Raw genomic sequence first — 14,556 nt, 5'->3', positions numbered from 1 at the left:
CGCCGGATACGACCAGGAGGCGGCCGCCGCCGGACACGCCCTCGCGGCGGCCGCCGACCAGGCCGAACACGCACCGCCGGAGAGCCGCGAACAGGCCGAGAACCGCGTGTCGGCGCAACTGGCGCGGACCGACTCACACAGTCGGCCCCAGGGGCTGGTGGTGGAACTCGCGGATGCCGAGACCCGGGTGATGATGGCGCGGCGGTTCTACAACGATGCGGTCCGCGACACCCGCAACCTGGGCGAACGACGACTCGTGCGCTGGCTACACCTGGGCGGAACCGCGGAACTGCCGCAGTTCTTCGAGATCATCGAGCGGGTGACACCCGGCTCCGGCGGATGACGGACCCGTGCCGGTCGCGGACACCGGGAAGGCCCGTGAACCCGCGCGCAGGACTGGCCTAGACTTGGGGGACCGTCCGCGCGGCGGAACCGGCCGATCACGCCGGACGCGACGACATCTCAGGAGACATCAGTGAGTCAATTCCAGTCAGGGAACACTCCCGGACCGGACGCCCCGAACACCGTCAACGGCCACGGCGGGCACGACCCGGCGCCGACCGTCGGGCAGGGTACCGCCCGGGTGAAGCGCGGCATGGCCGAGATGCTCAAGGGTGGCGTCATCATGGACGTGGTCACCCCCGAGCAGGCCAAGATCGCCGAGGACGCCGGCGCGGTCGCGGTGATGGCGCTCGAGCGCGTCCCGGCGGACATCCGCGCGCAGGGCGGGGTGTCGCGGATGAGCGACCCGGACATGATCGACGGCATCATCGCCGCGGTGTCGATCCCGGTGATGGCCAAGGCCCGCATCGGGCACTTCGTTGAGGCCCAGGTCCTCCAGGCGCTCGGTGTCGACTACGTCGACGAGTCCGAGGTGCTGACCCCCGCCGACTACGCCAATCACATCGACAAGTGGGCGTTCACCGTGCCGTTCGTGTGCGGTGCCACCAACCTCGGTGAGGCGCTGCGCCGGATCACCGAGGGCGCGGCGATGATCCGCTCCAAGGGTGAGGCCGGCACCGGTGACGTGTCGAACGCGACCACGCACATGCGGAAGATCCGTGACGAGATCCGCCGGTTGACGTCGTTGCCGAAGGACGAGCTGTATGTGGCGGCCAAGGAATTGCAGGCCCCCTACGACCTCGTCGTCGAGGTCGCGCAGGCCGGCAAGCTGCCGGTCACGCTGTTCACCGCGGGCGGTATCGCCACCCCGGCCGATGCGGCGATGATGATGCAGCTCGGTGCCGAGGGCGTGTTCGTGGGATCGGGCATCTTCAAGTCCGGTAACCCGGCGCAGCGGGCCGCGGCGATCGTGCAGGCCACCACCTTCCACGACGACCCGGACGTACTGGCCAAGGTGTCGCGTGGGCTGGGCGAGGCGATGGTCGGCATCAACGTCGACGACATTCCGCAGCCGCACCGGCTCGCCGAACGGGGCTGGTGACCCACCGCTCCCGTAAGATCTGCTGACCATGGACGCGGCGAGCATAGTCCGGGACACTTCCCGCTGCGGTACCGACACCATCGCCGGTCTCCGGCTGGAGTGGGCGGTCGTGTGCGATGTGGGCCGGGTGCGTGAGGCCAACGAGGACGCGGCGCTCGTGTCGCCGGGGGAGTACCTGCTCGCCGACGGCATGGGCGGCCACGAATCGGGTGAGGTCGCCAGTGAGACGGCACTGCGAACGCTCTCGGGCGTGGCGAGTCTGCGCGACCGGAGCGAGACACAGGTCGCCCTCATCGATCTGCTGTCGCGGGCCCAGGAACGGATCGGCGAGATCGCCGGCGGGTCCGATCGCCGCGCCGGCACGACGGTGACCGGCGCGGTACTGGTGATGCACGAGGACGCCCCGCACTGGTTGGTGTTCAACATCGGTGACTCGCGCACCTACCGCTTGCAGCAAGGTGTCCTCGAGCAGATCACCGTCGACCATTCGCAGGTCCAGGAGTTCGTGGACGCCGGGTTCATGACCCGCGAGCAGGCCCGGGTGGATCCGCGACGCAACGTGATCACGCGGGCGCTGGGGGCCGGGATGATCAATCCGCGCCCCGACTTCTTCTCTCTGCGGGCTCTGCCCGGTGATGTGCTCCTCGTCTGCTCGGACGGCCTCACCGGCGAACTGCCCGATGAGGAGATCGCCGATGTCCTGAGCGGCGCGGACAGCGCCGAGGACGCCGCCGCGCAACTACTCGAGGCCGCGCTCGCGCTCGGCGCGCACGACAACGTGACCATCGTCGTGATCGCCGTTCACAACGCCGCGGACACCGTCGTCGAATCCGATACCGACGGCGCAGCCGACCCTGCGGGCGTGCGCTGACCTGGCCGAACAGCCAGCGTTTGTGAGGTCCGCCATAAACCGGCACCTTTGGTGGAACCGGCCGGCGCCGCGTTGCGTCCAACTCTTGAACGGGGCAAAGACCGAGAGCCCCCGGGACGAGTGAGGACGCCATGACAGCTACCGCCGACCGTGTGGTCACCGCGCATCATGCCCCCGATCACCGGCCGGTCTTCCCGATGACCTGGGAGGCTCGCCGGCATGCCGACGCGGTCCGGCGTCAGCAGGAGGCGCTGGAGAACCTGACGCAGCGTCGGATGCCTTTGCCGGGACGACAGGTCCCGATGCGGGAGCGGCCGACCGCGCCTCCGGCGGACGAACTCGAACGGCCCGCACTCACCCCGCGTGAGGTCGAAGTGCTGCGGACCTGGCTGAAGCTCGACTCCAAACCAGCTGTGGCCGAGGCGCTGTTCATCTCGCTGGGCACCGTGAACACCCACCTCACGCGCATCCGCGCCAAGTACGCCGATGTCGGTCGTGCCGCCCCGACGAAGGCCTCGCTGGTGGCGCGTGCGGTGCAGGACGGCCACATGTCGCTCGACGAACTCTGACAGATACCCGCACGACTTTCCACGGTCACCTACTCGAGGGGGTGGGTGACCGGGGACGGGGGGACTCCGTCGGTCACCCAGCGTAGGGGGGTGGGTGACCGGGAGAACGGGGACTCTGGTGGTCACCCACCGTAGGGGGGTGGGTGACCGGGAGAACGGGGACTCTGGCGGTCACCCACCGTAGGGGGGTGGGTGACCGCAGGGATCACTCGACTCGACTGCACCGTCGCCCACATGAGGGGTTGGGCGCGCGGGGTTGGTGAGCACTGCGAGGCGGCGTCATCCGACCGGTACCCACGAGAGGGGTTGGGTGCAGGAGGTGACCTGAAGCAGGGCCCCGGCCGGGCCCCCGGGTCGGGGGTTCCGGAGGTCCGGCCGAGACTATTGATGACATCGTCGCCGCCGGGCCGGGGTGTTACACCCGCTTGGGTCGCCGTGGTGCACCACGGGTGCGCCGACGTACACGATAGTGTTCTCCCGTGGCAACCATCGAAGAGATCCTGCAGGTCGAGGCGATCGAGAAGGACATCTATCGCGGTCCGTCGTTCCCGAGTCACCTCCGGCGGACCTTCGGCGGACAAGTGGCCGGTCAGGCGCTCATGTCGGCCACGCGCACGGTTTCCGACACCTACGGGGTGCATTCGCTGCACGGATATTTCCTGCGGCCCGGCAATCCCGACGAGCCCACGGTCTTCCTCGTGGACCGTATTCGTGACGGACGATCGTTCACCACCCGCCGGGTCACCGGGATCCAGGACGGCGAGGCCATCTTCATGATGTCGGCCTCCTTCCACGTCCTCACCGACCACGGCATCCAGCATCAGGACCGGATGCCTCCCGCACCGGCACCCGACGAACTGCCCGACAGGCTGAACGAGCTCACCGACGAGGCGAAGGCCGTGTTCAAGGAGTGGCAGGAGTTCGACCTCCGGGTGGTGCCGCCCGAGCAGATGGCCACCTCGGACTACTTCGCCGCCCAGCAGCGCGTGTGGATTCGTCACCGTCGTCGGCTCCCGGACGATCAGGTCTTCCACGTCGGCACGCTGGCATACATGAGCGACATGACTCTGCTCGGATCGTCGAAGGTGCCCCACCCCGGTGTCGAGCCGCAGGCCGCGTCGCTCGATCACGCGATGTGGTTCATGCGGCCGTTCCGCGCCGACGAGTGGCTGCTCTACGACCAGACGTCGCCGTCGGCCGATGCCGGCCGCGCGCTGACGCAGGGGCGCATCTTCGACCTCGACGGTCGGATGGTGGCGGCGGTCACCCAGGAGGGACTCAGCCGCACCGGGCGTCCGATGCCGACCGACCAGCACGCACGGCAGGATCGGTGAGCGAGATCGGCGCGCCACGGATCGGAGTTCTCGCCCTGCAGGGCGACGTCCGCGAACATCTCGCCGCACTCACCGTAGCCGGGGCGCAGGCGGCCACGGTCCGTCGCCCCGAGGAGTTGGCCGCCGTCGATGCCATCGTCATCCCCGGCGGGGAATCGACGACGATGAGCCGGCTGCTCACCGTATTCGACCTGTTCGATCCGCTGCGGCAGCGTCTGGCCGACGGCATGCCGGCCTATGGCTCCTGCGCCGGCATGATCCTGCTGGCCACCACCATCCTCGACACCAGGCCCGATGCCCGGCATCTCGATGCACTGGATATCACGGTGCGGCGCAACGCTTTCGGTCGTCAGGTGGAGAGTTTCGAGGCCGACCTCGAGTTCGACGGAATCAGCGAATGGTCCGGCGACACGATGCGTGCCGTCTTCATCCGTGCGCCGTGGGTGGAGTCGATCTCGCCCGACGTCGAGGTCCTCGCGCGTGTCCCACACGGCCCGGCGCAGGGGCGGATCGTCGCCGTGCGGCAGGGGAATGTTCTCGCGACGTCGTTCCATCCGGAGGTGACCGGCGACCGGCGCGTGCACGCCTACTTCGTCGACATGGTCCGTGGGGCGGACGATCCGGCGTAGGCACACGAGTAGGATCTGGTCTTTGAGCAGTTGATGTCGACAAGGATGCGGGAGTCTCATGAGCGGCCATTCCAAATGGGCCACCACCAAGCACAAGAAGGCGGCCATCGACGCCAAGCGCGGCAAGATGTTCGCGAAGTTGATCAAGAACATCGAGGTGGCGGCACGTACCGGTGGCGGTGACCCCGCGGGCAACCCGACGCTCTACGACGCCATTCAGAAGGCCAAGAAGTCGTCGGTGCCCAACGACAACATCGAGCGGGCCCGCAAACGCGGCGGCGGCGAAGAGGCCGGCGGCGCCGACTGGCAGACCATCACCTACGAGGGCTACGGACCCAACGGGGTGGCGATCCTGATCGAATGCCTCACCGACAACCGCAACCGTGCCGCCGGCGAGGTGCGCACCGCGATGACCCGCAACGGCGGCAACATGGCCGACCCGGGCTCGGTGGCCTACCTCTTCACCCGCAAGGGTGTCGTGACCCTGGAGAAGAACGGGCAGACCGAGGACGACGTGCTGATGGCGGTGCTCGACGCCGGTGCCGAGGAGGTCAACGATCTCGGCGACACCTTCGAGGTCGTCAGCGATCCCAGCGATCTGGTGGCGGTGCGCACGGCGCTGCAGGAGGCCGGGATCGACTATGACTCCGCGGAGGCCGATTTCCGTGCCTCGGTGGAAGTCCCGGTCGACGCCGACGGCGCTCGCAAGGTCTTCAAGCTGATCGACGCGCTCGAGGACTCCGACGACGTGCAGAACGTCTACAGCAACATCGACGTGAGCGAAGAGGTGCTCGCCGAGCTCGACGCCTAAGACTCAGGCTAAGCGATCAGTCGGTGCGGACCGCCGGCCGCTCCGGGTGGTCGTAGCGGACCTCGATGTCGGCTCGGGGCGCCTGCTCGGCCTGCGCCACGAGCACCGGGATCGTCCAGGCCGCATCGTCGGGTGTCGAGCGACGCAGCGCACCCTCGCTCATCTGTAGGGCCACCGTCGCGTCGGCGGCCAGGCCGCTGCCGACGAGCATCGGTCCGGCCAGCAGCAGTATCTGATCGGCTGCGGCGGCCCGCGGTTCGTCGCGGAACGAGCGGTCGCGAGCGGCATCCCACAGTCGCGGTAGCCACCGGCCGCGCTCGTGCAGGGCGTCGACGACCTCGCGCCGGACGGCGTCGAGGTCGAACCAGATGGTCCGGTAACTCTCGGTATCGGTGTGTCCATATTCGAATCGCAGTGACGCGGGCCGCAGGAAATCGGTCATCGCGACCACGGCTGTGGCACGGCCGGCGGTGACGAGGTGTTCGGCGACGTGCCGTGCGAGCGCGGCGGGTGCGGCGGCGTCGGCGCCGTCGATCACGACGACGCGTCGCCCGGGTCGCTCGGCAGCGAGTTCGGCGCACATCGCGACGAGACGGGTCGGGGTGGTGGCGGTGAATCTCGGCATGGCACCCGCCATTGTCGCCCGTGGTGACGCATCGCTTGGTGGTCACCGTCGCGTGTTGGTCACCGACGATGTCCGAGGGCACCGATAGAATCTCGAACAACTGTTCGGTAGTGGCTCGTGGCGGAGGTATGCGTGCGTGTGATGGGGGTCGATCCCGGTCTCACCCGATGTGGGATCGCATTGGTCGAGTCGGGTCGCGGTCGTTCGGTGACGGCACTCGACGTCGACGTGGTCCGCACACCCACCGACATGGAGCTCGCCGAGCGACTGTTGGTGGTCTACACCGCCGCATGCCACTGGCTCGATGTGCATCAGCCGGACGTGGTGGCGATCGAGCGGGTGTTCGCGCAGAACCAGGTATCCACCGCGATGGGGACCGCGCAGGCGGGTGGCGTCATCGCGCTGGCCGCCGGGCAACGCGACGTCCCGGTACGGTTCCACACGCCGTCGGAGGTCAAGGCCGCGGTGACCGGCAGCGGCCGAGCCGACAAGGCGCAGGTCACCGCGATGGTGACGCGCATCCTCGGCATGCGGAGCAAACCGCGTCCCGCCGACGCCGCCGACGCGTTGGCGCTGGCGATCTGTCACTGCTGGCGGGGTCCGATGAGTGAACGGATGGCCGAGGCGCAGCGCCGCGCCGCCGAACTCACCCGCGGTCACCGTGAGAAGGTGGCCGCGGCCAAACGCGCCGCTCAGACGCAAGCCGCCCAGGCTGATGCTGCCCGCACGCAGTCGGGCGAGGCGGGCACGGCGCGGACAGGGGGAGCGGCATGATCGCGTCGGTGCGCGGCCCGGTCGTCGACATCGCGCTCGACCACGTGATCATCGACTGTGCCGGCCTCGGTTATCGGGTGCTGGTGACGCCGGCGACCGTGTCGTCGCTGCGCCGGGGTGAGGAGGCGACGTTACTGACGTCGATGATCGTGCGTGAGGACTCGATGACTCTCTACGGGTTCACCGAACCGGATGCCCGGTCGCTGTTCACACTGCTGCAGACCGTGACCGGGGTCGGGCCGCGCCTGGCGATGGCGATCCTGGCCGTACTCGAACCCGCCGCGTTGCGGCGCGCGCTCGCCGAATCCGATGTCAAGGCACTGACCACGGTGCCCGGGGTCGGTAAACGGGTCGGCGAACGGCTCGTCGTCGAGCTGCGGGACAAAGTGGAGGTGCCCGCCGCGCCGGGTGGCGATGCGGTGGCCGTCATCGGCGGCAGCGCGGTGCGCGATCAGGTGGCCGACGCGCTGGTGGGTCTGGGTTTCACCGCCGGGCCCGCGGACAAGGCCGTCGCCGCGGTGCTCGCCGACGCTCCGGATGCCGATGCGTCGACCGTGCTGCGGAAGTCGTTGGCGCTCTTGGGGAAAACCGCGTAGTGGGGATGTCGCATGGATGAGCAGGCCGAGCGGGAGGTGAGCGCTACCGAACTGCGGACCGACAGCGAGTTCGACGCCGGACTGCGGCCACGGTCGCTGGGGGAGTTCGTCGGGCAGCCCCGCGTGTGCGAGCAGCTCGAACTGGTCCTGCGCGGGGCGAAGGGGCGGGGCGCAACCCCCGACCACATCCTGCTGTCCGGGCCGCCCGGACTGGGCAAGACGTCGCTGGCGATGATCATCGCCGCCGAGATGGGGGCGGCGATCCGGGTGACCTCGGGGCCGGCGCTCGAACGGGCCGGCGACCTCGCCGCGATGCTGTCCAACCTCGTGGAGGGCGACGTGCTGTTCATCGACGAGATTCACCGGATCGCGCGCCCCGCCGAGGAGATGCTCTACCTCGCGATGGAGGACTTCCGGGTCGACGTGGTGGTCGGCAAAGGGCCCGGCGCGACCTCGATCCCGCTCGACGTCGCGCCGTTCACGCTGGTCGGCGCGACCACCCGGTCGGGTTCACTGACCGGTCCGTTGCGTGACCGGTTCGGGTTCACCGCGCACATGGAGTTCTACGAGACCGACGAACTCGTCCGGGTGCTGCGTCGCGCCGCGGGTATTTTCGGGATCGCGTTGCGCGAGGATGCGGCCACCGAGATCGCCGGCCGCTCCCGCGGCACCCCGCGCATCGCGAACCGGTTGCTGCGCCGGGTGCGTGACTACGCCGAGGTCCGCAGCGACGGTGTGATCACCGTCGACATCGCCCGCGCGGCCCTCGCGGTCTACGACGTGGACGAACTCGGCTTCGACCGGCTCGACCGCGCGGTTCTCAGCGCGCTGGTCCGCGGCTTCGGTGGCGGGCCGGTCGGGGTGTCGACGCTCGCGGTCGCCGTCGGTGAGGAGCCCGCGACCGTCGAGGAGGTGTGCGAGCCGTTCCTGGTGCGTGCCGGCATGATGGCACGCACTCCGCGCGGTCGGGTGGCGACCGCGGCGGCCTGGCACCATCTGGGGCTGACCCCGCCGGCCGGGGCGATGAACGCCGGTTTCGGGGTGCGGTCCCGCGACGCGATCACCGAGAGCCTCTTCGAGGACCTCTGAGCGAGGGTCTGGGCCGAGGGCGTCGAGGCGAGGGTCGCGATGACGGTGCTGGGGGCCGTCGGCACGCGCATGGCACACTGGTGAGAGCCCGCCGGGCCCCGAGTGGTCCGTGCGCGCCCGTAGGGCGGACCCGACCGATCGCCGAAATCCGACGAAACGCCCGAGACCCGACCCGACCGACACGAAATAAGGAATCGACGCTGTAACCATGGATACCCTCCTCTTTCCCCTGCTCCTGGCGCTGCTGGCCGGGTTCATGTTCCTGAGCATCCGCAAGCAGAAGAAGCGCATGGCCGAGATGCAGGAGATGCAGAACTCCGTGGCCACCGGTGCCCGGGTGCAGACCTCCGCCGGCCTGTTTGCGACCGTCATCGACGCATCGTCGTCGGATTTCGTCGATCTCGAGATCGCGACCGGTGTGATCGCCCGCTTCAACCGGCTCGCGATCGTCCGCGTCGTACCCACCGAGGACGCCGCCGAGACCTACCCCGGTCATTTCGACACACGACCCGAAGAGATCACCGACGAGCCGTCGAGCGCATCCGACGTGGAGTCCTTCGACGACGACACCTTCTCCGCCGATCGTCCGGCCGACAAGCCGTCCGACGACAAGTGACACAACTCGTGTGGGCCGCGTGCCCACACGATCGCCGGCGTGGTGCGCACCGGGAGACCGGGCGTCGCCGCGCTGTCAGTAGAGTGGGCGACCGACCGGCATGCCCGCGTGCGTCGGGGCACGAATGTGCCCGGCGCACGCTTTCACTCAGGAGAGCAGAACACCAGTGACCACACCTCGCCGGGCGTCGGCGAATCGGTCGGGACCGCGCCGCGAGATCCCACCGTGGCGCCCCCTGACCGCGTTCTTCATCTTGCTGGGCGTCGTCTACGCGCTGATCTTCTTCACCGGCGACGGCTCCGCGACACCCAAGCTGGGTATCGACCTGCAAGGTGGCACCCGGGTGACCCTCACCGCCCGGACGCCCGACGGCAAGCCGCCGTCACGTGATCAGCTCAACCAGGCCAAGCAGATCATCGAACAGCGCGTCAACGGACTCGGCGTGTCCGGCTCCGAGGTCGTGATCAACGGTGAGAATCTCGTCATCACCGTGCCGGGCAACGACGGCAAGCAGGCCCGTTCGCTCGGCCAGACCGCACGCCTCTATATCCGGCCCGTGGAGAACGTCGCGGCCGCCACGCCGCAGCAGACCGAGGCTTCACCGCAGCAGGGCGATCAGACCACCGCCGATCAGGCGACGACGGCAGCCGCCATCGAGGAACAGCGCAAGCTGCGCCAGGCGCCGCAGGGCGCCGACCTCACCGCGCTGAACGCGCAGATGGCGAAGATGGACTGCTCGCCGGATGCGAACGATCCGTTGCTGGGCAACGACCTGCCCGACCAGTACCTCGTCGCCTGTTCACAGGACGGCAAAGAGGTCTATCTGCTGGGCCCGGAGATCATCGACGGCCGCGACATCAAGGACGCCTCCGCCGGCACCACACAGCAGGCGGGCGCGTGGATCGTGCAAGTGGAGTTCAAGGGGGAGGCGCAGGATTTCTGGCCGACCTACACCGCGCAGAACATCGGTAAGCAGACCGCGTTCGTGCTGGACACCAGGGTGGTGTCGGCCCCGCAGATCCAGGGTGCCATCACCACCCCGGCCACCGAGATCAGCGGCAACTTCACCCAGCAGGAGGCCAAGGACCTCGCCAACGTCCTCAAATACGGGTCGTTGCCGCTGTCGTTCGAGGCCTCCGACGCCCAGACCGTGTCAGCGACACTGGGTCTGTCGTCGCTGAAGGCGGCCCTGATCGCCGGCGCCGTCGGTCTGATCCTCGTGCTGCTCTACGCGCTGGTGTACTACCGGATGCTGGGCATCCTCACCGTGCTGTCGCTGATCCTGTCCGGTCTGATGGTTTACGGCATCATCGTGCTGCTCGGCCGCTGGATCGGTTTCACCCTCGACCTGGCCGGGATGGCGGGTCTGATCATCGGTATCGGCATGACGGCCGACTCGTTCGTGGTCTACTTCGAACGGATCAAGGACGAGATGCGCGAGGGCCGAAGTTTCCGTTCCGCGGTACCGCGCGGCTGGGCCAGCGCCCGCCGCACCATCTGGTCGGGTAACGCGGTCACCTTCATCGCCGCGGTGGTCATCTACACCCTCGCGATCGGTCAGGTTCGCGGCTTCGCGTTCACCCTCGGCCTGACCACGGTTCTCGACATCGTCGTCGTCTTCCTCGTGACACATCCGCTGGTGGTCCTCGCGAGCAGGTCCGAGTTCCTGTCGCGGCCCTCGGTCAACGGACTCGGCGCGGTCAGCGAGGTGGCCCGGCAACGACGCATCGCAGCCCGGTCGGCACGTCCGACGGTGTCGGAAGGATCGGCGAAATGAGCATGCAGACCCCCGGACCGGCGCGCCCGAACTCCGGTCGTACCGACGGCGGCCGGGCCGACGGCGGCCACGGTCCCGCCCCCCGGGTACTCGACGACGACACCGATGCCACCGCCGGGTCCATCGCGGCCGACGCAGACTTCGTGGGAGAGAAGAACCGCTCGTTCCTCTCGCGCCTGTACACCGGCACCGGCGCCTTCCACATCGTGGACAGTCGCCGGAAGTGGTATCTGGTCACCGCGGCCATCCTGGCGATCTGTATCGCGTCCATCGGGATCCGGGGCTTCACCTTCGGCATCGACTTCGAGGGCGGCACGCAGATCTCGATTCCCGTGTCCGAAGGTGTCACCACCGACGCCGTGAGCCAGGTGTTCACCGCGACCCTGGGTTCGGCGCCGGAATCGGTCCAGACCGCGGGTTCGGGCTCCAGCGAGACCGTGCAGGTGCGCACCGCGACGCTCACCGCGGTGCAGACCGAGCAGGTGTCGCGGGCGCTCGCCGCCGAATTCGGCCCCGCGCTGACCGCCGACGAGGTCAGTTCCTCCGACGTGAGTTCGACGTGGGGACGTGAGATCACCCGGAAGATGGCGATCGCGCTCGCGGTGTTCCTCGTCATCGTCTTCATCTACATCGCCATCCGGTTCGACCGGGAGATGTCGGTGGCCGCGCTGGCCGCGTTGTTCTTCGACATCATCGTCACCGCCGGCGTGTACTCGCTGGTCGGTTGGGAGGTGAGCCCGGCGACGGTCATCGGTCTGCTGACGATTCTGGGCTTCTCGCTCTATGACACGGTGGTGGTGTTCGACAAGGTCTCCGAGAACACCCGTGCGGTACTGCAGACGTCGCGGCGCACGTATGCCGAGCAGGCCAACCTCGCGGTCAACCAGACCCTGATGCGGTCGATCAACACCACGGTCATCTCGGTGCTGCCGATCCTCGCGCTGATGGTGATCGCGGTCTGGATGCTCGGCGTCGGCACCCTCAAGGATCTGGCGTTGATCCAGATGGTCGGCATCATCGTCGGCACGTACTCGTCGATCTTCCTCGCGACACCGCTGCTGGTGACCCTCAAGGAACGTCGCGGGGACATCTCCCAACACACCAAGCGGGTGCTGGACCGGCGGGCGCGACAGGCCTCCGGTGAGGATCTGAAGCAATCGCGACACGTCGGGCGGCGTCCGGGGGATAAGGCGGGTCGACGGACGGGCCCGGACACGTCGATGGAACCGACCGGCAAGCGTCGTCGATCACGGTGATCGGCCTGGCCCGGAAGGTCTCGGCGCTTCTCGTCGCCTGCGTCGCGGGCGCCGGGTTGCTGAGCGCATGCGGCGACGGCGGCCCGCCGACGATCGAGTACGTGGTCGATGCCCGCACCGACGGGTACAACGCGAACACCGTCGTCGGCAACGCCGACGGTGTGCTGATGGCGACCACCCGGGTGCTGCCCGGGTTCAGCTATCTCGGTGCGCAGGGGCAGGTCACCCCCGACCGTGACATCGGCACCGTCACCCAGGTTCCCGGTGACGTGCTCACCCTGCGCTACGAGTTCAACCCGGCGGCGCGATTCTCCGACGGACAGGCACTCGGCTGCGACGACCTGGTACTGGCCTGGGCCGCGATGAGTGGCCGGGTGCCCGGTTTCCGTCCGGCGACGACCGCGGGCTACCGCGACATCGAACGCATCGACTGCGCGGCCGGCGACCGCAGCGCCACCGCGGTGTTCGCCAAGGGCCGCGACCACCGGGACTGGCTGTCGCTGTTCGGTGCCGGGACGCTGCTGCCCGCCCACGTGGTCGCCCGCGAGGCCGGATTGTCCGACGTCGTCGAGCCGATCCGCAGCGGCAACCAGGAGGCCATCGCCAAGATCGCGCAGGTCTGGAACACCGGTTTCGCATTCCCCGACGGCCCGCTCGACCCGGCGAGGTTCCCGTCGTCGGGGCCCTACCGGATCGAGGAGTACTCGCCGTCGGAGGGCCTGGTGCTCGTCGCGAACGACGCCTGGTGGGGTGATGCTCCGGCCACCGAGCGGATCGTCGTCTGGGGCCGCGGCACCGACGTGGAGCGTCGCCTCGCCGACGGCGCCTTCGACGTCGCCGACGTGGCGGGCGGTCTGATCGCCGACGACATCGTCGCGTCCGGGACGTCGGCGCAACCCCAACCGCTGCCGCGGCCCGAACGGGCACTGGCCGTGCAGGAGTTGGTCCTGGCGTCGACCGGGGCGTTCGCCGAGGTCCGTGCGCGGCGCGCCTTCGCATCCTGCGTCCCCCGCGCCGCGCTTGCACAACGCTTCGGACAGGGCGCGCCGCTGTGGAACCTGCGAGTGCTCGCGCCCGCCGACAATCTCGCGGGCCAGATCAATCCCACGTTCGGGGTCGCGTATGCGCGCCCGGATCTGCCGCGGGCGCGGGCGCTGAGCACGGAGTCCGCCGACAGCCGTACCGGGCCGCTCCGGGTCCGCATCGGCTACCTCGCGCCGTCGGACCGCGACCGGCAGCTGGTCGCGGCCATCGCCGAGTCGTGCCGGCAGGTGGGCGTCGAGGTCGTCGACGCGGGGTCGGCGGAGTTGTCGCCGACGGCGCTCGGTGGCGATGTGGACGCGGTGCTGGTCGCCAACGGGGCGGGATTCGCGGCCGCCGGTGCCGCCGACCCGTCGCGCGACGCTTATCAGCTGCGCGGCGGCGATCCGTTGAACCTCGCGGGATTCCGGGACCCCGTGATGAGTCGGGCCGTCGACGACCTGGCCACCGCGACGCTGGCCGCCGATCGGTTGCGGCTGGTCCGCACCATCGAGAACACCGCGTGGGCGCAAATGCGGTCCATCCCGCTGTTCGCGGCGCCGCGAATCCACCGCTGGGGGGACCGAGTGGATAATGTGGTCGCCGGGCTGGCCCGTAACGGGACGGGATGGAACATGGATCGGTGGACGATACGTGGCTGACGATGAGGTGACCCTCGCGGCGCTGCGCCGGGCGCGGACGGCGATCGACACGCACGCACGGTCGGTGGTCGATTTCCCCCAGCCCGGGATCGTCTTCCGCGACCTGACGCCGGTACTCGCCGATTCCGAGGGCCTGTCGGCGATCGTGACGGCGTTGACCCACGGTTGCGGCGATGTCGATCTCGTCGCCGGTATCGACGCCCGCGGATTCCTCCTCGGCGGTGCGGTCGCGCGCGAACTCGAGGTAGGGGTGCTCGCGGTCCGCAAGGGCGGGAAGCTACCGCCACCGGTGCACAGTGTGGACTACTCCCTGGAGTATGGGACGGCGACCCTGGAGATCCCTGCCAACGGCATCGACATCGGTGGCCTTCGCGTCTTGGTGGTCGACGACGTGCTCGCCACCGGCGGAACCGCGGTCGCGACCGCGGAGTTGTTGGCCCGGGCCGGCGCCCGGGTGATCGGGGTCGCGGTGATCATGGAACT

Annotated in this window: 15 protein-coding genes and 1 pseudogene; 15 read left to right on the top strand and 1 reads right to left on the bottom strand. The window is 69.0% G+C overall.

The genetic code is table 11. The features are described 5' to 3' along the window. The 7 genes and pseudogenes from GORHZ_RS23405 to GORHZ_RS23375 form a co-directional block, all read left to right on the top strand. Nucleotides 1-343: pseudogene (locus GORHZ_RS23405) on the top strand (NUDIX hydrolase); the annotation flags it as partial. Between the two features lie 132 nt (nt 344-475). After that, a complete protein-coding gene (gene pdxS, locus GORHZ_RS23400) occupies nt 476-1,444 on the top strand; it encodes a pyridoxal 5'-phosphate synthase lyase subunit PdxS (protein WP_006337521.1) in 969 nt (322 codons plus the stop codon). 28 nt (nt 1,445-1,472) lie between these two features. Beyond that, entirely contained in the window at nt 1,473-2,315 is an 843-nt protein-coding gene (locus GORHZ_RS23395; RefSeq protein ID WP_006337519.1) for a PP2C family protein-serine/threonine phosphatase, read from the top strand. A gap of 131 nt (nt 2,316-2,446) precedes the next feature. Continuing rightward, nucleotides 2,447-2,884, top strand: coding sequence for a response regulator transcription factor (locus GORHZ_RS23390; RefSeq protein WP_006337517.1), 438 nt, complete (start codon nt 2,447-2,449; stop codon nt 2,882-2,884). A 479-nt stretch (nt 2,885-3,363) separates the two neighbouring features. Beyond that, on the top strand, nt 3,364-4,218 hold the full coding sequence (locus GORHZ_RS23385; protein ID WP_006337515.1) for an acyl-CoA thioesterase: 855 nt from the start codon (nt 3,364-3,366) through the stop codon (nt 4,216-4,218). Next, nucleotides 4,215-4,847 (top strand): pyridoxal 5'-phosphate synthase glutaminase subunit PdxT, encoded by a 633-nt coding sequence (pdxT, locus tag GORHZ_RS23380; RefSeq protein WP_006337514.1) that lies wholly within the window; start codon nt 4,215-4,217, stop codon nt 4,845-4,847. Before GORHZ_RS23385 ends, pdxT begins: the two co-directional genes overlap by 4 nt. A 58-nt stretch (nt 4,848-4,905) precedes the next feature. Beyond that, on the top strand, nt 4,906-5,658 hold the full coding sequence (locus tag GORHZ_RS23375; protein WP_006337513.1) for a YebC/PmpR family DNA-binding transcriptional regulator: 753 nt from the start codon (nt 4,906-4,908) through the stop codon (nt 5,656-5,658). Nucleotides 5,659-5,674: 16 nt separating this feature from the next. On the opposite strand, the gene GORHZ_RS23370 is transcribed toward GORHZ_RS23375, so the two are convergent. After that, nucleotides 5,675-6,283, bottom strand: a complete 609-nt coding sequence (locus GORHZ_RS23370) for a nucleoside/nucleotide kinase family protein (RefSeq protein ID WP_006337511.1) — start codon at nt 6,281-6,283, stop codon at nt 5,675-5,677. Between the two features lie 132 nt (nt 6,284-6,415). On the opposite strand from GORHZ_RS23370, the gene ruvC reads away from it, so the two are divergent. From ruvC to GORHZ_RS23330, 8 genes are all read left to right on the top strand, one after another. Beyond that, nucleotides 6,416-7,057, top strand: a complete 642-nt coding sequence (ruvC, locus tag GORHZ_RS23365) for a crossover junction endodeoxyribonuclease RuvC (protein ID WP_006337510.1) — start codon at nt 6,416-6,418, stop codon at nt 7,055-7,057. Then, nucleotides 7,054-7,653, top strand: coding sequence for a Holliday junction branch migration protein RuvA (ruvA, locus tag GORHZ_RS23360; protein ID WP_006337509.1), 600 nt, complete (start codon nt 7,054-7,056; stop codon nt 7,651-7,653). Before ruvC ends, ruvA begins: the two co-directional genes overlap by 4 nt. Before the next feature lie 12 nt (nt 7,654-7,665). Then, the gene (gene ruvB / locus GORHZ_RS23355; RefSeq protein ID WP_006337508.1) at nt 7,666-8,742 is read left to right on the top strand and encodes a Holliday junction branch migration DNA helicase RuvB; all 1,077 of its coding nucleotides are present in this window, start codon (nt 7,666-7,668) and stop codon (nt 8,740-8,742) included. A 208-nt stretch (nt 8,743-8,950) separates the two neighbouring features. Then, nucleotides 8,951-9,358: a preprotein translocase subunit YajC gene (gene yajC / locus GORHZ_RS23350; protein ID WP_006337507.1), complete on the top strand. Its 408-nt coding sequence runs from the start codon at nt 8,951-8,953 to the stop codon at nt 9,356-9,358. A 166-nt stretch (nt 9,359-9,524) separates the two neighbouring features. After that, nucleotides 9,525-11,135, top strand: a complete 1,611-nt coding sequence (secD, locus tag GORHZ_RS23345; protein WP_006337506.1) for a protein translocase subunit SecD — start codon at nt 9,525-9,527, stop codon at nt 11,133-11,135. Further along, entirely contained in the window at nt 11,132-12,391 is a 1,260-nt protein-coding gene (gene secF / locus GORHZ_RS23340) for a protein translocase subunit SecF (protein WP_006337505.1), read from the top strand. Before secD ends, secF begins: the two co-directional genes overlap by 4 nt. Then, entirely contained in the window at nt 12,388-14,073 is a 1,686-nt protein-coding gene (locus GORHZ_RS23335; RefSeq protein WP_006337504.1) for an ABC transporter substrate-binding protein, read from the top strand. The genes secF and GORHZ_RS23335 overlap by 4 nt, the downstream gene beginning before the upstream one ends. Beyond that, nucleotides 14,066-14,556 (top strand): adenine phosphoribosyltransferase (locus GORHZ_RS23330; RefSeq protein WP_006337503.1); only part of this gene is annotated, 491 nt, incomplete at its 3' end. The genes GORHZ_RS23335 and GORHZ_RS23330, both read left to right, overlap by 8 nt.

The organism is Gordonia rhizosphera NBRC 16068 (assembly GCF_000298195.1).
Lineage (GTDB): Bacteria > Actinomycetota > Actinomycetes > Mycobacteriales > Mycobacteriaceae > Gordonia > Gordonia rhizosphera.
Note: the sequence above shows the minus strand (reverse complement) of the source record. Positions and strands in the feature narration are given on the sequence as shown.

What these genes read in the sequence shown, in the direction of transcription:
- secF (WP_006337505.1), top strand. Translation starts at nt 11,132, where the DNA reads ATGAGCATGCAGACCCCCGGACCGGCGCGCCCGAACTCCGGTCGTACC.
- ruvB (WP_006337508.1), top strand. Translation starts at nt 7,666, where the DNA reads ATGGATGAGCAGGCCGAGCGGGAGGTGAGCGCTACCGAACTGCGGACC.
- GORHZ_RS23390 (WP_006337517.1), top strand. Translation starts at nt 2,447, where the DNA reads ATGACAGCTACCGCCGACCGTGTGGTCACCGCGCATCATGCCCCCGAT.
- GORHZ_RS23395 (WP_006337519.1), top strand. Translation starts at nt 1,473, where the DNA reads ATGGACGCGGCGAGCATAGTCCGGGACACTTCCCGCTGCGGTACCGAC.
- yajC (WP_006337507.1), top strand. Translation starts at nt 8,951, where the DNA reads ATGGATACCCTCCTCTTTCCCCTGCTCCTGGCGCTGCTGGCCGGGTTC.
- GORHZ_RS23370 (WP_006337511.1), bottom strand. Translation starts at nt 6,283, where the DNA reads ATGCCGAGATTCACCGCCACCACCCCGACCCGTCTCGTCGCGATGTGC.
- GORHZ_RS23375 (WP_006337513.1), top strand. Translation starts at nt 4,906, where the DNA reads ATGAGCGGCCATTCCAAATGGGCCACCACCAAGCACAAGAAGGCGGCC.
- ruvA (WP_006337509.1), top strand. Translation starts at nt 7,054, where the DNA reads ATGATCGCGTCGGTGCGCGGCCCGGTCGTCGACATCGCGCTCGACCAC.